The organism is Microbacterium sp. (genome assembly GCF_035556355.1).
GTDB lineage: Bacteria > Actinomycetota > Actinomycetes > Actinomycetales > Microbacteriaceae > Microbacterium.
In genome coordinates this window covers 71,993-95,847 of record NZ_DATMFG010000008.1, presented here as the reverse complement: position 1 = coordinate 95,847, position 23,855 = coordinate 71,993, and the positions used below count along the sequence as shown (strand labels likewise).

Here is a 23,855-nt window from a genome sequence, read left to right as displayed (position 1 = left end):
CAGCAATGGCACACGAGGAAGACCCGCTCGAGCACGAGAGGGCCTCCTGGAAGCCCTCACCGGGGCTCGCGGTCGCCGTCAGCGACCCCGTGAAGACGCCGGACCTGCCGCCGCACCGGGCGCGCATGACCGACAAGGACCCGGCCGCGATGAAGCGCGCCGTGCGGACGATCTACACGCTGTTCTACCTGTCGGTGGCGGCGAGCATCTTCTCCGTCGCGGCCTACATCATCTTCCCGATCGAGAGCGGCCGGATCGCCGACATCCGCAACAACAACCTCTTCGTCGGCCTCGGCATCGCCCTCGCGCTGCTGGCCCTCGGCATCGGCGCGATCCACTGGTCGAAGGCCGTCATGTCCGACAAGGAGTTCATCGAGCCCCGGCACGCGACGCGCGGCCGTGACTCGACGCGCGAGGCGGCGGTCAAGGCCTTCGCCGATGCGAACGAGGAGTCGGGCTTCGGCCGCCGTGCGATGATCCGCAACTCGCTGTTCGCGGCGCTCATCGCCTCGATCGTCCCCGGCATCGCGCTGTTCCGCGGGCTCGCTCCGCAGAACAGCCCGACGAACCCGGTCGCCGGCGACCCGGTGGCCCTGCTCTCCCACACGATGTGGGAAGAGGGCATGCGCCTCGCGCGCGACCCCGAGGGCACCCCGATCCGCGCCGCGGACGTCACGCTCGGCTCGGCGATGCACGTGATCCCCGAACCGCTCGCGGCGCTCAGCCACGAGGAGGGCTACCTCGAAGAGAAGGCCAAGGCGATCGTGCTGCTCATGCGCCTGCTGCCCGAGCAGCTCGTCGAGGCCGAGGACCGCAAGGACTGGTCGTACGACGGCATCGTGGCCTACTCGAAGGTCTGCACGCACGTCGGATGCCCGGTCGCCCTGTACGAGCAGCAGACACACCACCTGCTGTGCCCGTGCCACCAGTCACAGTTCGATGTCACGCGCGGCGCGGCCGTGATCTTCGGACCGGCGGCACGCCCCCTGCCGCAGCTGCCCATCACGGTCGACGATGAGGGCTACCTCGTCGCCCGCAGCGACTTCACCGAACCCGTCGGCCCGAGCTTCTGGGAGCGCCATTGAGTACCGCATCCGCAACCTCCCGGTTCCAGGCGGAGACCAAGGAGAAGCCGCTCGGCGGCCGCTTCGTCGGCGCGGCCGCGAACTACATCGATGAGCGGACCAGCCTGTCCGGCTTCGTCAAGGAGCTCGGCCGCAAGATCTTCCCCGACCACTGGTCGTTCATGCTCGGCGAGATCGCGCTGTGGAGCTTCGTCGTCGTCCTGCTCTCGGGCACGTTCCTGACGTTCTTCTTCCAGGCCTCGATGGTGCCGACGCACTACACGGGCGCCTTCATCCCGATGCGCGGCGTCGAGATGTCGGCCGCTCTCGATTCGACCCTGAAGATCTCGTTCGACCTCCGCGGCGGCCTGCTCGTCCGTCAGATCCACCACTGGGCGGCTCTGGTGTTCGTGGCCGGCATCGGCGTGCACATGCTCCGCGTGTTCTTCACCGGCGCGTTCCGCAAGCCGCGCGAGCTGAACTGGGTGATCGGCTTCATCCTGTTCATCCTCGCGATGGGCGAGGGCTTCACCGGCTACTCGCTGCCCGACGATCTCCTCTCGGGCAACGGTCTGCGCATCATCGACGGCATGATCAAGGGCATCCCGCTGATCGGCACGTGGACGTCGTTCCTGCTGTTCGGCGGTGAGTTCCCTGGCACCGCGATCGTCGGACGCTTGTACACGCTGCACATCCTGCTACTGCCTGCGATCCTCGTCGCGCTGCTCGTGCTGCACCTGATGCTCATGGTCATCAACAAGCACACGCAGTTCGCCGGGCCCGCGCGCACGAACAGCAACGTCGTCGGCTACCCGATGATGCCCGTTTACATGTCGAAGATGGGCGGGTTCTTCTTCATCACGTTCGGCGTCATCGTGCTCATCGCATCGCTGTTCACGATCAACCCGATCTGGAACTACGGACCGTACGACCCCTCCCCCGTGTCCGCCGGAACCCAGCCCGACTGGTACATCGGCTTCGCGGACGGCGCCCTGCGTCTGGTCCCGCCGGGATGGGAGTTCGTCTTCCTGGACCGCACGTGGTCGTTCAACATCATCGCGCCGATCCTGGTGCTCGGTCTGTTCATCGTGCTCGTCCTCATCTACCCCTTCATCGAGGCGTGGATCACGGGCGACAAGCGCGAGCACCACATCGCGCAGCGTCCGCGCAACGCCGCGACGCGCACGGCCATCGGTGCGGCAGGTGTCACGTTCTACGCGGTCCTGTGGGCCGCTGCCTCGTCCGACATCATCGCGACGCACTTCTGGCTCACGATGGAGGGCGTCATCCACACCCTCCAGGCGCTGCTCATCGTCGGCCCGATCATCGCCTACTTCGTCACGAAGCGCATCTGCATCGCGCTCCAGAAGAAGGACCGCGAGATCGCGCTGCACGGCTACGAGTCGGGCCGCATCGTGCGCCTCCCGGGCGGCGAGTACATCGAGGTCCACCAGCCCGTCGACGAGTACGAGCGGTGGAAGCTGATCGGCCACGAGGTCGAAGAGCCTCTCGTCGTGCGCCCGAACGCCCGCGGCCGCATCCCGTGGCACCAGAACCTCCGCGCCGCTCTGTCGCGCTGGTTCTTCGAGGACCGCCTCGCCCCGCTCACGCAGGCCGAAATCGAGGCGGCGGTCGAGCACCAGCACCACACCCTCGACCACATCGCGGTCGAGGAGGACGCCGAGATCCAGGCCGCTCACGAGCGGGCCGGGGTTCCCGACGCTCCCCACGTGCCGATCGACGACGGTCACAACACCGAAACGGCCAATCGTCCGTCGAACGTGATCGTGGTCGACGAAGAGAACCCGAAGAAGTCGAAGAAGCGCGACGACAACGGCGACGAGTAAGTCAACTGACACGAACCGGATGCCCCGGCTCCCCTGTTCAGGCGGGAGCCGGGGCATCCGCCAATTCTCCGGGCATGTCGGAGCATCGTCGGCAGGAATCCGGCGTCACGTGGCGCCTCGGGCGGCGAGCCGCTACGGGTTCATCCGTAGGCTGGCCCTATGACCGATGCGCTCACGTACTTCTCCGACAAGCTCACCCACGAGACGGACCCCTCCGACGTCTACGCCGCTCAGAAGGCCGGCGAAAGGTTCATCCTGGTGGATGTGCGCAGCGATGAAGCATGGGCGCGGGGGCGCATCCCCGGCGCCATACACATGCACTACAGCGAGATTGCGACGCGTGCTCCGCGCGAGATCCCCGCGGACATGCCCGTCGTGGTCTACTGCTGGAGCCCCGGGTGCAACGCCGGCACGAAAGGCGCCCTCGAGTTCGCGAAGCTCGGGTACGCCGTGCGAGAGATGATCGGCGGCTACGAGTACTGGGTGCGCGAGGGCCAGCCCACCGAGAACGACGAGGGTGCGCTCCCCCGCACGTTCGACCCGCTCACCATGGTCGTGCGGGAGCGAGTCGCCTCCGAGTGACCGCAGGGCTTCACAGGAGTCTCGTCGCGCCGATCGGCCGAGTGCTCTGAGACGCCGCACACGCCCCATGGAGCGATGTATCGGGTCGGGACGACCCCAGGAGTGCGGTTACGCCGATTCGAGCTCCTCACGGAAGCGGTCAGCGGCCGCTCCGGAGAACTCCGGTGACCCCGGGTCGAGTGAGTCAGGGACGACGTCGCACACCACCGCCGTGATGTTGTCGCGTGAGCCCGAGCGGATGGCGAGCTCGACCAGCAAGCGCGCCGCCGTCATGGGCGAGCCCGTCGCGAGCACCGGCGCGAGTGCGCGCTCCGTCAGGTAGTCCGTCACGCCGTCGCTGCACAGCAGCCAGCGGTCTCCGACGTCCGACACGCGTGACACGATCGCGATGACGTCCTCGTCGCGCCCCTGCATGGACGCGGTGATGATGTTCCGCTGCGGGTGGGTCGCGGCATCCGATTCGGCGATCAGACCGTGATCCACCAGCACCTGCACGAGCGAGTCGTCATGCGACTCCTGGGTGAGCCCGCCATCGCGCAGGAGGTAGGCGCGCGAGTCCCCCGTGTGCGCGAGGATCACCGTGTCATCGGGCGCCGTGAGCAGGCCGGTGAACGTGGTCGCCATGCCGGCGAGCGAAGGGTCGTGCTCGACGTGCGCCCGCAGGTCCCAGTTGGCTATCCGGATGCGTTGCAGCCAGTCGTCGAGCACGAGGGGTCCTCGAACGCCGGCCACCAGGCGATGCAGGAAGGCGGACGACGCGAGGTCGCCCGAGGGTCCTCCCCCGACCCCGTCCGCCACAGCGGCGCCCCAGGGCGCGGTGAACGCAGAATCCTGGTTCGTCGCGCGGTGCGGACCGACGTCCGACACCGCGGCAGCGCTCAGCCGCAGCGGCACGTGATCAGCGCGCGAAGTAGCCGCGGTAGTACTCGTACACCCAGCCGACGATGGCGACCACGAAGACGCCGATCCCGATCGGCATCAGCCACGTGCCGACCGCCAGACCGATCATTCCGATGGCGGCCGCGAACGCGAGCACGATGGGCCACCACGACCACGGGCTGAACTCGCCGAGCTCGGGGTCGCCGTCATCGATCTCCGCCGTGAGGCGGTCCTCCGGGAGCTCGCCTCCCTGTGCGCGGTGCACGCGGCTCACGTAGAACGCGATGAGCAGCGACATGAACGAGGTGAACAGCAGCGCGATCGTGCCGACCCACTCGATCCGATTGACGACCTCGCCGGTGTTGTTGACCAGGTTCCACCACGTGTAGATGACCGCGACGAGGAAGAAGAACGCGCTGAGGACCCACCAGAGTCCGACGTTGGTCCGCATCTACTTCACTTCTCCTTCGGCTGCGTCGACAACGGGTGCAGCGGGTGCGTCCTTCGCAGGCCCGACGCCGACCGGCAGACCCGCCTCGGGGTGGTTGAGGTCGAACGCCGGACGCTCGCTGCGGATGCGCGGGATCGACGTGAAGTTGTGGCGCGGCGGCGGGCAGCTCGTCGCCCACTCGAGCGACGCGCCGTAGCCCCACGGGTCGTTCACGGTCACCTTCGGCGCCTTGCGGGCGGTGATCCAGATGTTGAACAGGAACGGGATCATCGACGCGCCGAGGATGATGGCACCGACGGTCGAGACCTGGTTCTGCCACGTCCAGCCGTCGGCCTCGGAGTAGTCCGCGTAGCGGCGCACCATACCGTCGACGCCCAGCCAGTGCTGGATGAGGAACGTCATGTGGAAGCCGATGAACAGCATCCAGAAGTGCACGTAGCCGAGACGCTCGTTGAGCATGCGGCCTGTCCACTTCGGCCACCAGAAGTAGAAGCCGGCGAACATCGCGAACACGACCGTGCCGAAGACGACGTAGTGGAAGTGCGCGACCACGAAATACGAATCCGACAGGTGGAAGTCAAGCGGCGGCGACGCGAGGATCACGCCGGTCAGACCGCCGAACACGAACGACACGAGGAAGCCCAGGGAGAAGACCATCGGTGTCTCGAAGGTCACGGATCCTCTCCACATCGTGCCGATCCAGTTGAAGATCTTCACACCTGTCGGCACCGCGATGAGCATCGTCATCAGCGCGAAGAACGGCAGCAGCACCGCGCCGGTGACGTACATGTGGTGCGCCCACACCGCCACCGACAGCGCCGCGATCGCGATCGTCGCGTAGACGAGCGTCTTGTACCCGAAGATCGGCTTGCGGCTGAACACCGGCAGCACCTCGGAGATGATGCCGAAGAACGGCAGCGCGATGATGTACACCTCGGGGTGGCCGAAGAACCAGAAGAGGTGCTGCCACAGCAGGACGCCGCCGTTGGCCGGGTCATAGATGTGCGAGCCGAGCACGCGGTCGGCGGCCGCCGCGAGGAGCGCCGCCGCGAGCACCGGGAAGGCCATCAGGATCAGGATGCTCGTGACGAGCGTGTTCCACGAGAAGATCGGCATGCGCCACATGGTCATGCCCGGTGCGCGCATCGTGACGATCGTCGTGATGAAGTTCACGGCACCGAGGATCGTGCCGAAACCGCTCATGCCGAGGCCGAGCATCCAGAGATTGCCGCCGGCGCCTGGTGAGAACGTCGCATTCGCCAATGGCTGATACGCGAACCATCCGAACGCGGCCGCGCCCTGGGGCGTCAGGAAGCCCGACACCGCGATGAGCGAGCCGAACAGGAACAGCCAGAAGGCGAAGGCGTTCAGGCGCGGGAACGCGACATCGGGGGCGCCGATCTGCAACGGCAGCACCGCGTTCGCGAAGCCCGCGAACAGCGGTGTCGCGAACATCAGCAGCATGATCGTGCCGTGCATCGTGAAGAGCTGGTTGTACTGCTCCTTCGTCGGCACGATCTGCATGCCCGGCTCGAAGAGCTCGGCGCGGATGATGAGCGCCATCACCCCGCCGAGCAGGAAGAACAGCACCGACGCGATGAGGTACATGTAGCCGATCGTCTTGTGGTCGGTGGAGGTGATCCACTTGACGATGATGTTGCCCTTCTGCTCGACGCGCGTGGCGCTGAGCAGCGCCGCCTGGCGCGGCGGCAGGGTGGTCGGGCGACCCTGCGTCGGTTCCTGGAGCGGAAGCGTCGTGGCCATGATCAGCTGTCTCCCTCGTGCTCGGACGCCTCACCAGTGGTGCCGGGCAGGTTCTGCAGGCGGTCGTACGCGTCGTCGATGTCGCCGGTCTGCCCCGCGGCGCGGAGCGACTCGAGGTAATCCTCGTACTCTTCCTCGCTGACGACCTTGACGTTGAAGAGCATCATCGAGTGGTACTCGCCGCAGAGCTCGGCGCACTTGCCGGCGTACGTACCCTCTCGTGTCGGCGTGAAGGACCAGTAGTTGTCCTTGCCGATGTACATGTCCTTCTTGTAGAGGAAGTCGATGATCCAGAACGAGTGGATCACGTCGCGCGACTGGAGCTTGATCTTGACGGTCTGGTCGACCGGCAGGTAGAGCGTCGGCAGCGAGTCCTGGTCGATGTCGCCGTTCGGCGCGGGCTTGGCCTGGACGCCCATGGTCCAGACGGCGTCGGAGTTGTCCTCCTCCTCGCCGTCGTACATGAAGTCCCACGACCACTGCTTGCCGATCGCGGTGATCGACACGTCGGGGTCGTCGTACTGCGTCTCGAGGATCGTCTGGTCACGCGCGGTGAACGCGAAGAACCCGATGACGAGGATGAACGGCACGATCGTGTAGAAGATCTCGATCGGCATGTTGTACCGCAGCTGCACGGGCAGGCCGACCTGACCCTTGCGGCGGCGGTACGCGATCGCGGCCCACCCCATGAGGCCCCACGTGACCACACCGACGACGAGCAGCACGATCCACGAGTTGGTCCACAGGCCGGACACCATCTCGGTGCGATCGGTCGCGGGCGTCCCGTCTTCGACGAAGCCCGGAAGGAAGCCGTTCAGCTCGGTCGGCGTGCAGCCAGCGAGCACGACGGCCGCGGCGATACCGACGGGTACCAGGGCCCAGCGAAGACGGCGTTTCGACGGCACGGGCGCACCTTTCAGAGTTGCGAAATGTGACTGTGGCCAGTCTAGGGCAACCGCTCAGCCGATTCCGGCCAAGTCCCCAGCATCCACCCGCTCAGCGGGTCGCGGATGCCCGGAAATCCGGCGTTTCGACGGCACGACGAAGAGGCCCCGACACCAGGTCGCGGGCCTCTCGAGTCAGCCGCTCAGTGGAAGCTGTCGCCGCAGGCGCAGCTGCCGGCCGCGTTGGGATTGTCGATCGTGAAGCCCTGCTCCGAGATCGTGTCCTTGAAGTCGATCGTGGCTCCGTCGAGGTACGGGATGCTCATGTCGTCGACGATGACCTCGACGCCGTCGAAGTCCACCGTCTTGTCGCCCTCGAGGAACCGCTCGTCGAAGTACAGCTGATAGATCAGGCCGCTGCATCCGCCGGGCTGGACGGCGACGCGCAGACGCAGGTCGTCGCGGCCTTCCTGCTCGAGCAGGCTCTTCACCTTCTGCGCCGCGGCGTCGGTGAGCAGCACACCGTGCTCGCGCGCGATCTGATCGGTCGACAGTGCGGTGTCGGTCATGGCACTCCTCCGGACGGGCCGCGTTGACGCGGCGGATGCTGCGATTCTACGCCCGCCGCACGTGAGAGGGCTCTGGAACCGCCGCGCGGCACTCCGCTCAACGGGTGCGCGCGTCGAGCTTCTCCAGCAGCAGGGCCTCAGCCACGAGCGCATTGCGGAACGTGTCGAGGTGCAGGGACTCGTTCGGGCTGTGCGCCTTGCCGTGCGGGTCCTCCACCCCCGTGACGAGGATCTGCGCACCCGGGAACTCGCGCACGAGGTCCGCGATGAACGGGATCGAGCCGCCCACGCCCATGTCGACCGGGTCGGCGCCGTACGCGTCGCGGAAGGCGTCGCGGACGTCCGACACGGCCCACCCCGACGTGTCGACGAGGAACGGGTCACCGTAGTCCTGGTCGGTGAACTCGAGCTGCGCACCGAAGGGCGCGTGCGCGCGCAGGTGCGCCTCGATCGCGGCGTACGCGTCGGCCGCGCGCTGTCCCGGTGCGATCCGGGCGCTGATGACGACCGAGATCTCGGGGCTGAGGGTGTTCGAGGCGTTCGCGACGCTCGGCGCGTCGATGCCCGTGACGGTGATCGACGGCTTGTTCCACAAGCGGCTGAGGATCGTGCCGCGGCCGATCGGCGACACCCCGTCGGGAAGGCCCGCCTCATCGCGCAGTTTGTCCTCGCCGTACTCGGGCGTGGGCGCATCGCGCTCGGTGAGGCCCTCGACGGCCACCGCGCCGTCCTCGTCCCACAGCGTCGCGAGGAGCTTGACGGTCGCCATCATCGCGTCGGGGACCGCTCCCCCGAACATGCCCGAGTGCGACGCGTGCTCGAGCGTGCGCACCCGCATCGTGAAGCGCGTGTTGCCGCGCAGCGACACCGTGAGCGCGGGTGTCTTCGCGTCCCAGTTGCTCGAGTCGGCGACGACGATGACGTCGGCTTTCAAGGCATCCGCGTTGTCGCTCAGGAACTGCGCGAACGACCGCGAGCCGGCCTCCTCCTCGCCCTCGAAGAAGAGCGCGACGCCGAGGTCGAAGTCGTCGCCGAGCGCCTCCTTCAGCGCGCGGAGCGCGCCGAGGTGAACCATGATGCCCGCCTTGTCGTCGGCGGCGCCGCGGCCGTAGAGCCGCCCGTCGCGCAGCGTCGGCTCGAACGGGGGCGAGTCCCACAGCGCTTCGTCGCCGACGGGCTGCACGTCGTGGTGGGCGTACAGGAGGATCGTGGGACGCCCGTTGCGCGCTGCCCGCGTCGCGATCACAGCGGGCATGCCGAGCTCGTCGGTGCCGGGGATCGCCGCCTGCCGCACGTCGACCGTCTCGAAGATCCCGAGGTCGCGCGCGAGGCCGGCGACGGTCTCGGCGCTGCGGCGCACTTCGGCCGGGTCGAACCCGGGGAAGGCGATCGATGGGATGCGCACGAGCGTGCCGAGGTCTGCGAGGGCCGACGGGATGCCCGTCTCGGCCGCTTCGCGCACAGCCTGGGGCCGGGAGTTCTCTGAGGTCATGCGGGTAATCTTAAGGGCACCCGTTTCCGCACGATCGAGGATCAGCCGTGGCCAGAACCCCTTCCGCACCCGCATCCGACGGAGCCTCAGAAGGCACTGTCCTCAATGGGGAGCCCGCGCGCGGAACCTCGGGCAAGGGCCGCCCGACCCCGACGCGCGCCGAGCGCGAGGCCGCCCGCAAGCGTCCCCTCGTCGCCGACACGAAGGAGGCGAAGGCGCGCGCCCGAGCCGAGCTCGCAGCGCAGCGCGAGAAGGCCCGTCAGGGCATGGCCGCCGGCGACCCCAAGTACCTGCCGCCCCGCGACCAGGGCCCGCAGCGCAAGTTCGCGCGGGACTTCGTCGACGCGGGCTGGCACCTCGGCGAGGCCGTCATGCCGGCGATGGTGCTCGTCATCGTCGCGACGTTCATCCCGGTGGCCGCGATCCAGTACTACGCGTTCATCGGCCTGTGGATCTTCATCCTCTTCGTCGTCGGCGACATGATCGTCACCTCGATCCGCGTCAAGCGCGCCGCGCGCGCGAAGTTCGGCGCGGACCGCCTGGAGAAGGGCCTCGGCTGGTACTCCGCGATGCGGACGATCCAGATGCGCTTCATGCGCCTGCCCAAGGCGCAGGTCGCGCGCGGTCAGTACCCGTCCTGATTCGACGGATGCCGCGCCCCGCGCATCCGTCACCTCACGCGCGAGCGGAAGTCAGGCCCCGATTGATCTGCCGCGCCCACAGCGGCCCGCGGTACAGGAACGCCGTGTATCCCTGCACGAGGTCGGCCCCCGCGTCGAGCCGCTCACGCACGTCGGCGGCGGTCTCCACTCCGCCGACCGACACGACGCAGAACGAGTCCGGCACGGCCGAGCGCACGAGCCGCAGCACCTCGATCGACCGCTTCTTCAGCGGCGCACCCGAGAGGCCGCCCTCCCCCGCGGCGGCCACGACCGCGGGGTCGGTGGCGAGCCCGTCGCGCGAGATCGTGGTGTTCGTCGCGATGATGCCGGCGAGCCCGACGTCGACCGCGAGGGCGGCGATGCCCGTGATCTCGTCGTCGGGCAGGTCGGGGGCGATCTTGACCAGCAGCGGGGTCGGGCCGGAGGCGTCCTTGACCGCCTGCAGCAGGGGTCGCAGCGTCTCGACGGCCTGGAGGCCTCGCAGTCCGGGCGTGTTCGGCGATGAGACGTTGACGACGAGGTAGTCGGCGAGGGGCGCGAGCAGGCGTGCGCTGCGCTCGTAGTCCGCCGTCGCATCCGCCACGTCGACGACGCGGCTCTTGCCGATGTTCACGCCGATGACGGGGCGTCTCGCCCGCCGGCGCAGCTTCGCGAGGCGCGTCGCGGCCGCCTCGGCTCCGCGATTGTTGAAACCCATGCGGTTGACGACCGCCCGGTCGGGGATCAGCCGGAACAGCCGCGGACGCGGATTGCCCTCCTGCGGGATCGCGGTGAGGGTCCCGACCTCGACGTGACCGAACCCGAGCGCGTACAGCCCCTTCACGCCGACGACGTCCTTGTCGAAGCCGGCGGCGACACCGAAGGGCGAGTCGAAGGTGAGCCCGAGGGCCTGCGTGCGCAGGGACGGATCGGGGCGCGTCAGCGCGCGGGCGATCCAGCTCGCGGGCGGGAGCCCCAGCATCCGGATCACCGCCATCGCCAAGTGGTGCGCGCGCTCGGGATCCAGGCGCGACAGGACAATGCGGAAGAGGAGGGGATACATCCCCTCCAGGCTATCGGCCGCGCTCCCCCGCTCTCGGCGGGTCAGTCGGTCTCGTCGTCGCCCGCGGCGCTGGCGTACGCGTGGTCGGCGCGCAGCAGCGCGATCGCCGCTTCGAAGTCCTCGAGCGACTCGAAAGCCTGGTACACGCTCGCGAAGCGCAGGTACGCGACCTCGTCGAGCTCGCGCAGCGGCCCGAGGATCGCGAGGCCGATCTCGTTCGTGTCGACCTGCGATGCGCCGGTCTGGCGCACCGTCTCCTCGACCTTCTGGGCGAGCACCGCCAGGTCGCCGTCGGTCACGGGTCGCCCCTGGCACGCCTTGCGCACGCCCGACATCACCTTCTCGCGGCTGAACGGCTCGATCACGCCGGAGCGCTTGATGACATTGAGGCTCGCGGTCTCGATCGTCGAGAAGCGCCCACCGCACTGCGGGCACTGACGGCGACGACGGATGCTGAGTCCGTCGTCGCTCGTACGGGAGTCGATCACGCGCGAGTCGGGGTGGCGGCAGAAGGGGCAGTGCATGGCACCGACAGACTACGCCCGACGAGCGGCGGCGGCTTCCGCCGACGCCGACGGCTCGGCGGATTCGGAGGACTCGAAGCGGACGGTGATCGCCTCGCCGTGCGCGGGAAGGACCTCGGCGTCGGCCAGGACCACGATCTCGTCGCGCACGCGCGCGAGGGCGTCGTGGTCGTACTCGATGACCTGCTGCGGCCGCAGGAACGTCGCCGCCGAGAGTCCGGACGCGTAGCGCGCCTGGCCGCCGGTGGGGAGCACGTGGTTGCTTCCGGCGAGGTAGTCGCCGAGGCTCACCGGGGAATCGGGGCCGACGAACACGGCACCCGCGTGGATGAACTCCTCCGGGCGAGGATCGGCGAGGTGCAGCTCGAGGTGCTCGGGGGCGTACGCATTGGAGAAGGCCGTCGCGGCGGCGACGTCGTCCACGAGGACGATCGCCGACTGCGGCCCCGACAGCGCGGCGGCGATCCGCTCGGCGTGGCGCGTGCGCGCGGCACGGTCGGCGATGTCGGCCGCGACGGCATCCGCAAGGGCCGGCGACGTCGTCACGAGCACGGCCGATGCCTGCTCGTCGTGCTCGGCCTGGCTGATGAGGTCTGCCGACACGAGACGCGGATCGGCCGAGTCATCGGCGACGATGAGGATCTCGGTGGCGCCGGCCTCGGCATCCGTCCCGACGAGTCCTGCGACGACGCGCTTGGCGGCCGCCACGAAGTTGTTGCCCGGCCCGGTGACGACGTCGACCCGCTCGAGGCCGATGTCCGGCACACCGTGCGCGAAGGCGCCGATCGCACCGGCACCCCCCATGGCGTAGACCTCGGTGACGCCCAGCAGTCCCGCGGCGGCGAGGATCACCGGGTGTGCGCGTCCGCCGTGCTCGTGTTGGGGCGGCGTCGCGAGGGCGATCTCCGAGACCCCGGCGACCTGCGCGGGGACGACGTTCATGACGACGCTCGACGGATACACCGCCTTGCCGCCCGGCACGTACACACCCACGCGGCGCACCGGCTGCCACCGCTGCATGACGCGGGCGCCCGGCGCGAGCTCGGTCGTCGCGGGCGGAGGCACCTGCGCGGCCGACGCCGTCCGCACGCGCGCGATGGCCTCTTCGAGCGCCGCACGCACGCGCGGGTCGAGGGCGGCTACCGCGTCGTCGATGTGCTCCTGCGGAACCCGGATGTCGTGACCGACCGTTCGGTCGAACCGCTCGGCCTGCGCGCGGAGCGCCCGCTCGCCCTCGCGGCCGACGTCGGCGACGAGGGCGGCCGCGGCGTGCTGGGCCTCCTCGCGCGCCGCCGTCGCGCGCGGAACGACGGCGAGGAGCTCGGATGGGGTCGGTGTGCGGCCACGCAGGTCGATCGTGCGGAGCATCGTTCCAGGCTAGCGCGCGTGACTGGACGTTCCCGCGCACCGGATCCCGCGGGGCGGGCGCCCTACGGATCGCCGTGTCGGGTCAGCCGCGTGTGACACCCGAGACGTCGTGCAGATAGCCGACGCGGCCGTCCTCGTGGCGGACGACGAACGTGTCGCCGCGGTCCTCGATCACGAGCGCCCACGCGGTCGGGCCGATGCGGAACAGCGGCACGCCCCGCTCGTCGACGACGTCGCGCTCTTCGGGCACGAGCGCCCAGAACGCCTGGTAGCGCACCGTCGACGTCTGCTGCGCGGACTGGGCGGGCGCCCAATCCTGCGCGGCATCCGCGCCCTGCGAGCCGTACGCGTCGCCGCCGTAGGCCTGTTCGCCGTACCCGGCCTGGCCGTACGCACCGCCTGAGTACGCCGCGGTGGACGTGTCGGGCTCGCCGAACGGCTGAGCGGGGGCGTACTCGCCGACGGGCTGGGACGCCTCAGCCGCCGGACGCCGCTCGTGTGCGGGGCGCTTGCTCACGGGGCGCGTCGGTCGCGCCACCTTGTGCGCGACGATTTCGGGCCGGCCGCGGAAGTCCTCCGAGAACGGAGGGATGAGCGGCGCGAACACGGTGAACACGACGCCCGCCAGCATCGCTGCGAACGACACCCACATGACCCACGACCGCACCCAGGGTCCGTTCTGGGCCACGATGCTCACGGTCTCCCAGATCCACGTGAGCCACACCACGGCCGAGACCGAGAAGGCCACCGACGCGAACTGGTCGATCCCGAGCGAGCCGACACGCCGGATGCCCTCGGGCGAGAGGCGCCGCAGGACGATGAGGAACACCGCCACCGTCGGGACCGCGATCGTGAGGATCCAGCTGATCCCGGCGGTCCACACCGACTCGAAGCGGAGGTTGCTGACCGAGAAGAACGAGACCACGAAGGCGACCAGCCAAGCCACGCCCAGCGCGACCTCACGGATCGAGAACGGACCCACGCCGTACTGCGGGGGCAGCTCGGCGCCGCCGACGTCGTCGCCCACGACAGGCTCGGACTCGGCCGCACTCGTTCCGTCGGCTGTCGCGTCGGCCTGAGCCGCTGCTTCGTACTCGGTGGTCTCGCTCCGTTCGTCAAGCCTGCGCTCGTCTGTCACGATCTTCCCTTTCCGCACGACGTCTGTCCTGACGCGTGGTTGCGATCCTACTCACGGCTGATGAGACCTCCGTGAGACAACGCCGATGTCTGCGAGGGTCGGTCAGCCCAGGCACTGCGGCCCGAGAAGACCCTTCAGCTCGCCGTACAGGTCTGCCGTCACCGTCACGGGATGCGGCACCTCGAAGACCTTCGCGGTGCCGCCTCTGTGCAGCCGCAGCGTCACCTCGGTGTCGCCGCGATGACGCTCGAGCACGTTCGCGAGCTCTGTCACGACGGACTCGGTCGCACGCTGCTCGGGCATCTGCAGGATGAGGGGACCGGATGCGTCGACGGCCCCGAGATCGGGGGCGAAGCACGACACCGCATGGAGGTTGAGACCGTCGTCGCGACGCGATACGCGGCCGCGCACGACCAGGATCGAGTCGGGCTGCAGCATCGACTGGAACTCGGTGTAGGTCTTGCCCATGAACATGACCGTGACCTCGCCGTCGAAGTCCTCGACGGTGATCATGCCGTAGGGATTGCCGCTCGACTTCGCCACGCGGTGCTGCACGCTCGTGACGAGGCCGGCGATCGTGACCTGGTCGCCGTCGCTCAGGTCATCGGACGCGAGCAGGTCGTGGATGTTGATCGAGGCGTGCTTCGCGAGCGGGATCTCGAGGCCCGCCAGCGGGTGGTCGGAGACGTACAGCCCGAGCATCTCGCGCTCGAACGCGAGCTTGTCCTTCTTCGTCCACTCCGGACGGTCGGGCACCTTCTGCGTCTGCTGCGGCTCGTCGTCGCCCCACAGCGAGTCGAAGTCGAACCCCACCTCTCCGTTGGCCTCGCGGCGCTTGTCGAGCACGGCCTGCTCGGTCGCGTCCTCGTGGATCTCCATGAGCGCCCGGCGCGTCGCCCCCAGCGAGTCGAAGGCGCCTGCCTTGATGAGCGATTCGACCGTGCGCTTGTTCGCGACGTGGACGGGCACCTTCGCGAGGAAGTCGTGGAAAGACGTGAAGGGGGCCTCTGCACGCGCTGCGACGATCGAGTCGACGACGTTCGCGCCGACGTTGCGCACCGCGCCGAGGCCGAAGCGGATGTCGTCGCCGACGGCCGCGAAGTACCGGGTCGACTCGACCACGTCGGGCGGGAGGACCTTGATGCCCATGCGGCGGCATTCGTTGAGGTAGACCGCGAGCTTGTCCTTCGCGTCGCCGACGCTCGTCAGGAGCGCGGCCATGTACTCCGCCGGGTAGTGCGCCTTGAGATAGGCGGTCCAATACGCGATGAGGCCGTAGGCGGCCGAGTGCGCTTTGTTGAACGCGTAGTCCGAGAACGGGACGAGGATGTCCCACAGGGTCTTGATCGCCTCCTCGCTGAAGCCGTTGGCCTTCATGCCGGCCTCGAAGCCCTCGTACTGCTTGTCGAGCTCGGACTTCTTCTTCTTGCCCATCGCGCGGCGCATGATGTCGGCTTGGCCGAGCGTGAAGCCGGCGACCTTCTGGGCGATCGCCATCACCTGCTCCTGATAGATGATCAGGCCATAGGTGGTGTCGAGGATGTCGGCGAGGGGCTCTTCGAGCTCGGGATGGATCGGTGTGATCTGCTGCTGGCCCGTCTTTCGCAGCGCATAGTTGATATGCGAGTTCGCGCCCATCGGACCGGGCCGGTACAGCGCGATGACGGCCGAGATGTCTTCGAAGTTGTCGGGCTTCATGAGCCGCAGGAGCGACCGCATGGGCCCGCCGTCCAGCTGGAACACCCCCAGCGTGTCGCCGCGCGCCAGCAGGTCGTACGCCGCTTTGTCGTCGAGACCCAGGTCTTCGAGCACGAGCCGTTCGCCGCGGTTCGCCTCGATGTTGTCGAGCGCGTCGTCGATGATCGTGAGGTTGCGCAGCCCCAGGAAGTCCATCTTGATCAGGCCGAGGGCCTCGCACGCGGGGTAGTCGAACTGCGTGACGATCTGCCCGTCCTGCTCGCGCTTCATGATCGGGATGATGTCGATCAGCGGCTCGCTCGACATGATGACGCCCGCCGCGTGCACACCCCACTGGCGCTTGAGGTTCTCAAGGCCCACCGCCGTGTCGTAGACGGTCTTCGCCTCGGGATCCGTCTCGATCAGGGCCCGGAACTCGGACGCCTCCTTGTAGCGCGGATGCTGCGGATCGAACATGCCGTCGAGCGGCATGTCCTTGCCCATGACGGCAGGGGGCATGGCCTTCGTGAGCCGCTCCCCCATGCTGAACGGGAAGCCCAGCACACGGCCCGCGTCCTTGAGCGCCTGCTTCGCCTTGATGGTGCCGTACGTGACGATCTGGGCGACGCGCTCGTCGCCGTACTTCTCGGTCACGTACTGGATGACCTCGCCGCGGCGACGGTCGTCGAAGTCGACGTCGAAGTCGGGCATCGAGACGCGGTCGGGGTTGAGGAAGCGCTCGAAGATGAGACCGTGCTGGAGCGGGTCGAGATCGGTGATCTTCATCGCGTAAGCCGCCATCGAGCCGGCGCCCGAACCGCGGCCGGGACCCACGCGGATGCCGTTGCGCTTGGCCCAGTTGATGAAGTCGGCGACCACGAGGAAGTACCCCGGGAAGCCCATCTGCACGATGACCTGGGTCTCGTACTCGGCCTGCTTGCGCACTTCGTCGGGGATGCCGTCCGGGTAGCGCTCGTGCAGGCCCCGCTCGACCTCCTTGATGAACCAGGACTCCTCGGTCTCGCCCTCGGGCACCGGGAAGCGGGGCATGTAGTTCGCCGACGTGTTGAACTCGACGTCGCAGCGCTCCGCGATGAGGAGGGTCGACTCGATCGCCTCGGGGTGGTCGCGGAACACCTGCTTCATCTCGGCGGCGCTCTTGAGGTAGTAGCCGTCGCCGTCGAACTTGAACCGCTTGGGGTCGTCGAGGGTCGAGCCCGACTGCACGCACAGCAGCGCCGCGTGGCTCTGCGCGTCGTGCTGGTGCGTGTAGTGCAGGTCGTTCGTGCCGACGAGCGGGATCTTGAGGTCTTTCGCGATCGAGAGCAGATCGCTCATGACGCGCCGCTCGATGGAGAGCCCGTGGTCCATGATCTCGGCGAAGTAGTTCTCCTTGCCGAAGATGTCCTGGAACTCGGCGGCCGCGGCACGCGCGGCGTCGTACTGCCCCAGGCGCAGACGCGTCTGCACCTCGCCCGAGGGGCAGCCTGTCGTCGCGATGAGCCCCTTCGAGTACTTCTGCAGCAGCTCGCGGTCCATGCGGGGCTTGAAGTAATAGCCCTCGATGCTCGCGAGCGACGACAGACGGAAGAGGTTGTGCATGCCCTCCGTCGTCTCGGAGAGCAGCGTCATGTGGGTGTACGCGCCCGACCCCGACACGTCGTCGTCGCTCTGCTCGGGGGTGCCCCAGCGCACACGGGCCTTGTCGGCTCGGTGCGTGCCGGGCGTCACATACGCCTCGATCCCGATGATCGGCTTGATGCCCGCGTCCTTCGCGGTCTTGTAGAACTCGAACGCCGCGAAGGTCTGGCCGTGGTCGGTGACGGCGATCGCCGGCATGCCCTGCTTGACCGCCTCCTGGATGAGCGGGCCGATGCGCGCGGCGCCGTCGAGCATCGAGTACTCGGTGTGCACATGGAGGTGAACGAAGGAGTCGGATGCCACGTCGTCGAGTCTATGGAGCGGCTCGGACACGACAGGCCGGCGCACGCGGCATCCGCCGATTCGCGTGCCGAGCTCGCTTCACCTTCGACTCGAACCTGAGGGATTCGCGGCGATCCAGCGGATTCTTTACAACGTCGTAAAGAGATCATTTACAACGTGGTAAATGCCCAATACCCTGACCGCAGAGAGAGGGGTGCCCCAGCCCCGTGACCCTTCAGGGAGGAATGGTTATGAGAGTCCGTCAACTCATCAGGGCGACGGGAGGCGACGGCGGCGATCATGCCGCGCGGGCTCGTCTCCCTCGGCTCGCGGCCGGAGTCGCGCTCGCCTCGGCGATGGTGCTGGGCATGGCGCCCTCCGTCGCCGGCGCGGACGAGGTCGACCTCACCCCCGGCCCGACCGTCGTCGAGGACGCGAGCTCGCCCACCGGCTACACGGGTCATTTCGTGTACTACGACCCGGATGCCACGAGCGTCCGCTTCGTCGCCGACATCATGCTGCGCAACTGGGAGGATCTGAGCGATCCGACCGTGTACCAGCCTTCGCAGTACCGGCCGGGCCTCATGCGCGGCGGCGGTGCGTACGACGTCCAGATGACCGACGTCGGCGACGGGTACTGGGTCACCGACGTGCCGCTCGCCGCGGGCGTCAATCAGTACTGGTTCTACGTGAACGACAACACGAGCCTGTGGGTGGCCGACCCGGCGAACCCGCCGATCTACGCCCCGGACGGGCTGACCGGCACCGCACGCCGCGCGTTCAACAAGGTGTACGTGCCGTACGACCCGGTCAAGCAGAACTACGCGCCGCTGGCGGCCCGTGAGATCGAGAACGAGCGCCCCGACACCGCCAAGGGGACGTGGGGCTACGTGCCGATCGACATCAACGGCACGACGCGCACGATCGGCGTCTACCTGCCTCCGGGGTACGACGCCGACCGCGCTGAGCCGTACAAGACGATCTACCTCCAGCACGGCAGCGGGCAGGACCAGTCCGACTGGCTGAACATCGGCGACGCACCGGTGATCATGGACAACCTGCTGGCCGACGGCCTCACGGAGCCCGCCGTCATCGTCACCACCAACACGACGTACCTCGGCCCGGCCGACCAGGGGCACCCCGTCCTGCGGGATGTCGTCATCCCGTTCGTCGAGGAGAACTACAACGTCTCGACGAGGCCGATCGACCGCGCGTTCGCCGGTCTGTCGCAGGGCGCGGGGGTCACGAACGCGCTGATCACCTATGACCCGACTCTGTTCGGCTACTTCGGTCCGTGGAGCAGGGACGTCGGGTTCCCGAACACGGTCCCCAACCTGGCCGCGCCGTACATCATGGTGGGCGGCGGAGCGTGGGACTTCGGCCGGCCGAACCCCGCTCAAGTCGAGCTGCGGACCAACGCGGTGGTCGAGAACGTCCTGGTCTCGGGTGCGCACGACTTCAACACCTGGAACCAGCTGTTCACGATCTTCGCGCGTGACTACCTCTGGCACCCGGAGGCGTTCCTGGCCGATGAGTTCGGCGACCTCAAGGATGCAGTCGCGAGCACGACCCTCAACAAGGGCAACAAGAACGCTCTGACGGTCAAGCTCGACCAGGCGCTGAAGCTCATCGCGAAGGGCAAGAACGCCGAGGCGATCGACGTCCTCGACGGCTTCGTCAACCAGGTGATCTCGTTCCAGGCGAACGGCAAGCTGACCGCCGATGAGGCGGCCGGCATCCTTCCGACCGCGGAGAAGGTCCTCTTCAACGTCGGGTACTGGCTGTAGTCAGCGACGGCTGCGGGCTGTCGGCGGAAGCCTCTCCGCCGGCAGCCCGCACGCACGGGGACCGAAGTCGCAAATCACTCGGGTACGAGCGCGTACCGATCGATCCATGACTCCGGAATCCGCAGCGGCACGGCGTAGAAGTACCGGATCAGCTGACCCTGATGCTGCGTCTCGTGCTCGAGGAGACTCACCGCGAAACGCCACGCCGGGTCGTCGTCCGAGCCGATCTCATCGAGCCACGCGGCGACCTCGGCGGCGGTGCGTTCGAGAGCCGTCCGCACCGTGGCGGGGTCTTCGTCGTCGTCGAGAGAACACGTGAAACCCTGCCATGACCCCGCATGCCCGGCTCGCACGTGGCTCTCGCGACCGCCGACGACACACCAGAACTGGTTCGAGACGGGACTCGATCGCACACCGGGGAGCCGTGCCCGCAGCAGATCCGGAGTGAGCGTGTCGAGAAGGTCGAGGTAGAGCGCGTTCGCCGCCGCGTGACGGCGGCGAAGGATCTCGGCGAGTTCGCTCATGACAGGTCCTTCCGCATCAGTGCGCGCGGGAACCCGGCGAGCACCGACTCGGTGTCGGCCGCCTTCGTGAACCCCGCCTTCTCGAAGAGGCGCCGTGTGCCGACGTACGCCATCGTGAGGTCGACCTTCGCGTAGCCGTTGTCGACCGGGTAGCCCTCGATCGCCGGAGCGCCCTGGTCGCGCGCGAATCGGACGGCACCCTCGAGGAGCGAGTGCATGATCCCCTTCTTGCGGTGGCCTGGTCGAACGCGGAAGCACCACACGCACCACACGTCGCGGTCGTCGATGTGGGGGATCTTGCGGAACGTCGCGAAGTGGGTGCGCGAGCGCGGGGCGACCGCTGCCCATCCGACGACCTCGTCGCCCTCGTACGCGAGCACGCCGATCGGGCCCTCCTCGTCCATCAGACGACGGACCCGCTCGGCGCGCGCCGGCCCGCGCAGCTCCTTCGCCTCCTTCGACGGGATGCGGTAGCTCAAGCAGAAGCAGACAGTCGAATCCGGGTTCTTGGGGCCGAGGATCGTCGCGACGTCGTCGAACACCTCGGCCGGACGCACATCGATCACCATGGGACCACCTTGCCCGAGGCATCCGACACTCGTCAGTCCTCGCGCAGCACCTCGAGCGCGTGCGCGAGATCGGGCGGGTACTCGGACGTGAACTCCATCCACTCCCCCGTCGTCGGGTGGGTGAACGCGAGCCGCCGCGCGTGCAGCCACTGCCGCGTGAGGCCGAGACGCGCCGACAGCGTCGGGTCGGCGCCGTACAGCGGATCACCCACGCACGGATGCCGGTGCGCCGCCATGTGAACGCGGATCTGGTGCGTGCGCCCCGTCTCGAGGTCGATCTCGAGGAGCGCCGCACCCCGGAACGCCTCGATCGTCTCGTAGTGCGTGACGGAGTCCTTGCCCGTGGGGGTCACCGCGAACTTCCACGAGTGCGTGGGATGGCGCCCGATGGGTGCGTCGATCGTGCCGACGAGCGGGTCCGGATGCCCCTGCACCACCGCGTGGTAGATCTTGTCGACCTCGCGCTCCTTGAACGCGCGCTTGAGCGCCGCGTAGGCATGCTCCGACTTCGCGACCACCATGAGCCCGCTCGTGCCGACGTCGAGCCGGTGGACGATGCCCTGGCGCTCGGCGGCGCCGGTCGTCGCGATGCGGTAGCCGCCCGCCGCGAGCGCCCCGAGCACCGTAGGCCCCTCCCACCCGAGGGATGGGTGCGCTGCGACGCCGGGCGGCTTGTCGACCACCACGATGTCGTCGTCGTCGTACACGATGCCGAGTTCGGGCACCTCCACGGGCACGACGCGCGGCTCCTCTTTCGGGGTCCAGGTCACCTCGAGCCACGAGCCGCCGCGCAGCTTGTCGGACTTCGAGAGCGGCCGCCCGTCGAGCGTCACGCCGCCCGCTTCGGCGACCTCGGCGGCGAACGTGCGCGAGAAGCCGAGCATCTTGGCGAGCGCGGCGTCGACGCGCACGCCGTCGAGTCCGTCGGGAACAGGGAGGCTCCGGGACTCCATGTCAGTTCCTCGGGGCGTCGCCCGCGGTCGGCTGGTCGGGCAGTTCGCGGTCGGAGGCGCCGGCGGGCGCCGCATCGTCCGTCTCTTCGTCGTCGGATGCCGCGCGGCGCTCGCGAGTGCCGTCGAGGTGGAGCCCGACGAGCACGAGCAGCGCGACGCCGATCATCATCGAGACGATGAAGATGTCGGCGACGTTGTAGATCGCCGGCATCATCCACGGCGTGTTGATGAAGTCGACGACGTGCCCGACGGGGAAGCCCGGCTCACGCAGCACGCGGTCGGTGAGGTTGCCCAGCACACCCCCGAGCAGCAGTCCGAGTGCGATCGCCCACAGGCGCGAGCGCACGCGCGTGATCGTGAGCCACACGACGACCACGGCGACCGCGGCCAGCGCGATCGTGAAGATCCACGTGACGCCCTCGCCGAGAGAGAATGCGGCGCCGGGGTTGCGCGTGAGGATGAAGATCAGGAAGTCGCCGAGGACGTGGACGGGCTCACCCGGAGGCAGGTTCTCGATCGCCAGATACTTCGTGAACTGATCGGCGGCCAGTACCGTCGCCGCGAGCAGCGCGACGACGGCACCGGCCGCCGCAGGTCTGAGAGGACGGCGGTTCGTCAAAGGATCGGCCTAGAGGCCGCCGATGCTCGAAACCGGCGTGGGCCCGGATGCCGTGGCCGAGGTCTCGAGGTCGCGAAGCTTGCCCTCGATGAAGCCGCGGAGCTGGGCGCGGTAGTCGCGCTCGAACGTGCGCAGCTCGGCGATGCGGGCCTCGAGCGACGTGCGCTCCTTGTCGAGGCGGGCGATCTCGTCGCGGCCGCGCGCCTCGGCGTCGGCGATGATCGAAGCGGCCTGCGCCTGAGCCTCGGCGATGAGCTGGTCGCGCTTGGCACGGCCCTCGGCGACGTGCTCGTCGTGCAGGCGCTGGGCAAGCTCGATGATGCCGGCGCTCGCGGCGGCGGGCGGAGCGCCCTCACCCGAGGGAGCCTGCGCGGAAGCGGCAGCCTGCGCGGCGGGGGCGGCGGCACCCGACTCGTACGCGGCGAGCTTCGCCTTCAGCTCCTCGTTCTCGGCCAGAGTCTTGCGCCACTCCACGACGATCTCGTCGAGGAAGTCGTCGACCTCGTCCGGATCGAAGCCCTCCTTGAACCGGACGTGCTGGAACTGCTTCGTGACGACGTCATCGGGAGTCAATGCCATGGTGTTTCCTCTTTCGCGCGCACTGGTCGCTGGCCGATGTCGGTGTTGGCCCGCCGCGGGGGACGCGCCACTGTCCAAGACAGCATAGCCGCGGCTCATGGGCGTGTCGAAGGGGCGACCCCCGTGTGTCCCACTGAGAAGGTGTCGGGGTCCGTCGTGCTCAGCCCGCGATCGCGCGCGTGACCGACAGGAGGATGAAGCACAGCAGCATCGTCAGCGCGAACGCGAAATCGATCGCCACGGAGCCGACCCGCAGCGGCGGGATGAACCGACGGAACAGCTTGATCGGCGGGTCCGTGATCGTGTAGACGACCTCGGCGACGACGAGTCCAGCACCCCTCGGCCGCCACTCGCGGTTGAAGAACGGGATCCAGTCGAGCACGAGGCGGACGAGCAGGATGAGGACGTAGATCAGGAGGAGTGTGTTGAGGATCCCGGCGATGATCTCGATTACGAACACAGGTTACGGCGCGAACGGCACCGCGTCGGGGTCCGCCTGCGCGACGGTCCCGTCACCCGACACCGCCACGTTCTCGGGCGACAGCAGGAACACCTTGCTCGTGACGCGCTCGATGCGGCCGTAGAGGCCGAGCGAGAGGCCGCTGGCGAAGTCGATCAGACGCCGCGCGTCGCCGTCGCTCATCTGCGAGAGGTTGATGATGACGGGGATGCCGTCGCGGAAGTTCTCGGCGATCACCTGCGCGTCGCGGTACTGCTTCGGGTGGACGGTCAGGATCTCGGAGATCGCGCTCGCCGTCGGCTGCCGCACGACCGCGGGCCGATGGATGGGCGTGATCGGCGCTGCCGGCTTCTCGACCGACTTGGAGGCACGCTGAGCCGGCTGAGGCGTCGGCTCCTCGTAGGCCTCTTCCTCATCGGCGAGTCCCAGGTACACCATCGTCTTCTTCAGCGGGTTGGACATCGCATCCTCCGTCATCGCGTTGCTCGTCTGTTCCGA

The 23,855-nt window shown here is 68.4% G+C and carries 23 protein-coding genes; 5 read left to right on the top strand and 18 right to left on the bottom strand.

The genetic code is table 11. The features are described 5' to 3' along the window. The first annotated feature begins 5 nt into the window (after window positions 1-5). The 3 genes from qcrA (at window position 6) to VNR19_RS01660 (ending at window position 3,493) form a co-directional block, all read left to right on the top strand. Window positions 6-1,085, top strand: coding sequence for a cytochrome bc1 complex Rieske iron-sulfur subunit (gene qcrA / locus VNR19_RS01670; protein WP_325723268.1), 1,080 nt, complete (start codon window positions 6-8; stop codon window positions 1,083-1,085). Then, window positions 1,082-2,911: a cytochrome bc1 complex cytochrome b subunit gene (gene qcrB, locus VNR19_RS01665; RefSeq protein WP_325723267.1), complete on the top strand. Its 1,830-nt coding sequence runs from the start codon at window positions 1,082-1,084 to the stop codon at window positions 2,909-2,911. Before qcrA ends, qcrB begins: the two co-directional genes overlap by 4 nt. 159 nt (window positions 2,912-3,070) lie before the next feature. Continuing rightward, complete coding sequence (locus VNR19_RS01660) at window positions 3,071-3,493, top strand: rhodanese-like domain-containing protein (RefSeq protein ID WP_325723266.1); 423 nt, start codon at window positions 3,071-3,073, stop codon at window positions 3,491-3,493. A gap of 108 nt (window positions 3,494-3,601) precedes the next feature. Here VNR19_RS01660 and VNR19_RS01655 read toward each other — a convergent pair whose 3' ends face one another. The 6 genes from VNR19_RS01655 to VNR19_RS01630 form a co-directional block, all read right to left on the bottom strand. Continuing rightward, complete coding sequence (locus VNR19_RS01655) at window positions 3,602-4,387, bottom strand: PP2C family protein-serine/threonine phosphatase (RefSeq protein WP_325723265.1); 786 nt, start codon at window positions 4,385-4,387, stop codon at window positions 3,602-3,604. A gap of 4 nt (window positions 4,388-4,391) precedes the next feature. Further along, the gene (locus VNR19_RS01650; RefSeq protein ID WP_325723263.1) at window positions 4,392-4,823 is read right to left on the bottom strand and encodes a cytochrome c oxidase subunit 4; all 432 of its coding nucleotides are present in this window, start codon (window positions 4,821-4,823) and stop codon (window positions 4,392-4,394) included. Beyond that, entirely contained in the window at window positions 4,824-6,587 is a 1,764-nt protein-coding gene (ctaD, locus tag VNR19_RS01645) for an aa3-type cytochrome oxidase subunit I (protein ID WP_325723261.1), read from the bottom strand. A 2-nt stretch (window positions 6,588-6,589) separates the two neighbouring features. Continuing rightward, on the bottom strand, window positions 6,590-7,492 hold the full coding sequence (ctaC, locus tag VNR19_RS01640; RefSeq protein ID WP_325031847.1) for an aa3-type cytochrome oxidase subunit II: 903 nt from the start codon (window positions 7,490-7,492) through the stop codon (window positions 6,590-6,592). Between the two features lie 182 nt (window positions 7,493-7,674). Then, window positions 7,675-8,040 (bottom strand): iron-sulfur cluster insertion protein ErpA, encoded by a 366-nt coding sequence (erpA, locus tag VNR19_RS01635; protein WP_325031848.1) that lies wholly within the window; start codon window positions 8,038-8,040, stop codon window positions 7,675-7,677. A gap of 97 nt (window positions 8,041-8,137) precedes the next feature. Then, a complete protein-coding gene (locus VNR19_RS01630) occupies window positions 8,138-9,532 on the bottom strand; it encodes a dipeptidase (RefSeq protein ID WP_325723256.1) in 1,395 nt (464 codons plus the stop codon). A gap of 47 nt (window positions 9,533-9,579) precedes the next feature. Here VNR19_RS01630 and VNR19_RS01625 point away from each other — a divergent pair, with 47 nt between their 5' ends. Continuing rightward, entirely contained in the window at window positions 9,580-10,173 is a 594-nt protein-coding gene (locus VNR19_RS01625) for a DUF3043 domain-containing protein (RefSeq protein WP_325723254.1), read from the top strand. Between the two features lie 34 nt (window positions 10,174-10,207). On the opposite strand, the gene VNR19_RS01620 is transcribed toward VNR19_RS01625, so the two are convergent. From VNR19_RS01620 to dnaE, 5 genes are all read right to left on the bottom strand, one after another. Beyond that, window positions 10,208-11,236 carry a quinone-dependent dihydroorotate dehydrogenase gene (locus tag VNR19_RS01620; protein WP_325723252.1) on the bottom strand — a complete coding sequence of 343 codons (1,029 nt, stop codon included), beginning with the start codon at window positions 11,234-11,236 and terminating at the stop codon, window positions 10,208-10,210. A gap of 41 nt (window positions 11,237-11,277) precedes the next feature. Continuing rightward, window positions 11,278-11,760, bottom strand: coding sequence for a transcriptional regulator NrdR (gene nrdR / locus VNR19_RS01615; RefSeq protein ID WP_325031852.1), 483 nt, complete (start codon window positions 11,758-11,760; stop codon window positions 11,278-11,280). Between the two features lie 12 nt (window positions 11,761-11,772). Beyond that, window positions 11,773-13,128, bottom strand: a complete 1,356-nt coding sequence (gene hisD / locus VNR19_RS01610; protein WP_325723250.1) for a histidinol dehydrogenase — start codon at window positions 13,126-13,128, stop codon at window positions 11,773-11,775. Window positions 13,129-13,210: 82 nt separating this feature from the next. Further along, window positions 13,211-14,266 (bottom strand): hypothetical protein, encoded by a 1,056-nt coding sequence (locus VNR19_RS01605; RefSeq protein WP_325723248.1) that lies wholly within the window; start codon window positions 14,264-14,266, stop codon window positions 13,211-13,213. Between the two features lie 102 nt (window positions 14,267-14,368). Next, on the bottom strand, window positions 14,369-17,839 hold the full coding sequence (dnaE, locus tag VNR19_RS01600; protein ID WP_414684108.1) for a DNA polymerase III subunit alpha: 3,471 nt from the start codon (window positions 17,837-17,839) through the stop codon (window positions 14,369-14,371). Between the two features lie 278 nt (window positions 17,840-18,117). Here dnaE and VNR19_RS01595 point away from each other — a divergent pair, with 278 nt between their 5' ends. Further along, a complete protein-coding gene (locus tag VNR19_RS01595; RefSeq protein ID WP_325723244.1) occupies window positions 18,118-19,653 on the top strand; it encodes an alpha/beta hydrolase-fold protein in 1,536 nt (511 codons plus the stop codon). A gap of 74 nt (window positions 19,654-19,727) precedes the next feature. Here VNR19_RS01595 and VNR19_RS01590 read toward each other — a convergent pair whose 3' ends face one another. The 7 genes from VNR19_RS01590 to VNR19_RS01560 all read right to left on the bottom strand — a co-directional run bounded on the left by VNR19_RS01590 (window position 19,728) and on the right by VNR19_RS01560 (window position 23,819). After that, complete coding sequence (locus tag VNR19_RS01590) at window positions 19,728-20,177, bottom strand: hypothetical protein (protein WP_325723242.1); 450 nt, start codon at window positions 20,175-20,177, stop codon at window positions 19,728-19,730. Then, window positions 20,174-20,746: a GNAT family N-acetyltransferase gene (locus tag VNR19_RS01585; protein ID WP_325723240.1), complete on the bottom strand. Its 573-nt coding sequence runs from the start codon at window positions 20,744-20,746 to the stop codon at window positions 20,174-20,176. The genes VNR19_RS01590 and VNR19_RS01585 overlap by 4 nt, the downstream gene beginning before the upstream one ends. Window positions 20,747-20,778: 32 nt before the next feature. Next, window positions 20,779-21,699, bottom strand: a complete 921-nt coding sequence (locus VNR19_RS01580) for an RluA family pseudouridine synthase (protein WP_325723238.1) — start codon at window positions 21,697-21,699, stop codon at window positions 20,779-20,781. Window position 21,700: 1 nt separating this feature from the next. Next, window positions 21,701-22,318, bottom strand: a complete 618-nt coding sequence (lspA, locus tag VNR19_RS01575) for a signal peptidase II (RefSeq protein ID WP_325723236.1) — start codon at window positions 22,316-22,318, stop codon at window positions 21,701-21,703. 9 nt (window positions 22,319-22,327) lie between these two features. Continuing rightward, window positions 22,328-22,897, bottom strand: coding sequence for a DivIVA domain-containing protein (locus VNR19_RS01570; protein ID WP_325723234.1), 570 nt, complete (start codon window positions 22,895-22,897; stop codon window positions 22,328-22,330). A 160-nt stretch (window positions 22,898-23,057) separates the two neighbouring features. Next, the gene (locus VNR19_RS01565) at window positions 23,058-23,357 is read right to left on the bottom strand and encodes a YggT family protein (protein WP_325723232.1); all 300 of its coding nucleotides are present in this window, start codon (window positions 23,355-23,357) and stop codon (window positions 23,058-23,060) included. A 3-nt stretch (window positions 23,358-23,360) separates the two neighbouring features. Then, window positions 23,361-23,819 (bottom strand): cell division protein SepF, encoded by a 459-nt coding sequence (locus VNR19_RS01560; protein ID WP_325723230.1) that lies wholly within the window; start codon window positions 23,817-23,819, stop codon window positions 23,361-23,363. Window positions 23,820-23,855: the final 36 nt, after the last annotated feature.

Bases quoted from the DNA above. Each gene is read 5' to 3' on its own strand.
- VNR19_RS01595 (WP_325723244.1), top strand. From the start codon at position 18,118: ATGAGAGTCCGTCAACTCATCAGGGCGACGGGAGGCGACGGCGGCGAT.
- dnaE (WP_414684108.1), bottom strand. From the start codon at position 17,839: ATGCTCGACGGCGCCGCGCGCATCGGCCCGCTCATCCAGGAGGCGGTC.
- VNR19_RS01570 (WP_325723234.1), bottom strand. From the start codon at position 22,897: ATGGCATTGACTCCCGATGACGTCGTCACGAAGCAGTTCCAGCACGTC.
- nrdR (WP_325031852.1), bottom strand. From the start codon at position 11,760: ATGCACTGCCCCTTCTGCCGCCACCCCGACTCGCGCGTGATCGACTCC.
- hisD (WP_325723250.1), bottom strand. From the start codon at position 13,128: ATGCTCCGCACGATCGACCTGCGTGGCCGCACACCGACCCCATCCGAG.
- VNR19_RS01660 (WP_325723266.1), top strand. From the start codon at position 3,071: ATGACCGATGCGCTCACGTACTTCTCCGACAAGCTCACCCACGAGACG.
- VNR19_RS01580 (WP_325723238.1), bottom strand. From the start codon at position 21,699: ATGGAGTCCCGGAGCCTCCCTGTTCCCGACGGACTCGACGGCGTGCGC.
- qcrA (WP_325723268.1), top strand. From the start codon at position 6: ATGGCACACGAGGAAGACCCGCTCGAGCACGAGAGGGCCTCCTGGAAG.
- erpA (WP_325031848.1), bottom strand. From the start codon at position 8,040: ATGACCGACACCGCACTGTCGACCGATCAGATCGCGCGCGAGCACGGT.
- VNR19_RS01590 (WP_325723242.1), bottom strand. From the start codon at position 20,177: ATGAGCGAACTCGCCGAGATCCTTCGCCGCCGTCACGCGGCGGCGAAC.
- VNR19_RS01585 (WP_325723240.1), bottom strand. From the start codon at position 20,746: ATGGTGATCGATGTGCGTCCGGCCGAGGTGTTCGACGACGTCGCGACG.
- VNR19_RS01620 (WP_325723252.1), bottom strand. From the start codon at position 11,236: ATGTATCCCCTCCTCTTCCGCATTGTCCTGTCGCGCCTGGATCCCGAG.
- VNR19_RS01560 (WP_325723230.1), bottom strand. From the start codon at position 23,819: ATGTCCAACCCGCTGAAGAAGACGATGGTGTACCTGGGACTCGCCGAT.
- VNR19_RS01650 (WP_325723263.1), bottom strand. From the start codon at position 4,823: ATGCGGACCAACGTCGGACTCTGGTGGGTCCTCAGCGCGTTCTTCTTC.
- ctaD (WP_325723261.1), bottom strand. From the start codon at position 6,587: ATGGCCACGACGCTTCCGCTCCAGGAACCGACGCAGGGTCGCCCGACC.
- VNR19_RS01630 (WP_325723256.1), bottom strand. From the start codon at position 9,532: ATGACCTCAGAGAACTCCCGGCCCCAGGCTGTGCGCGAAGCGGCCGAG.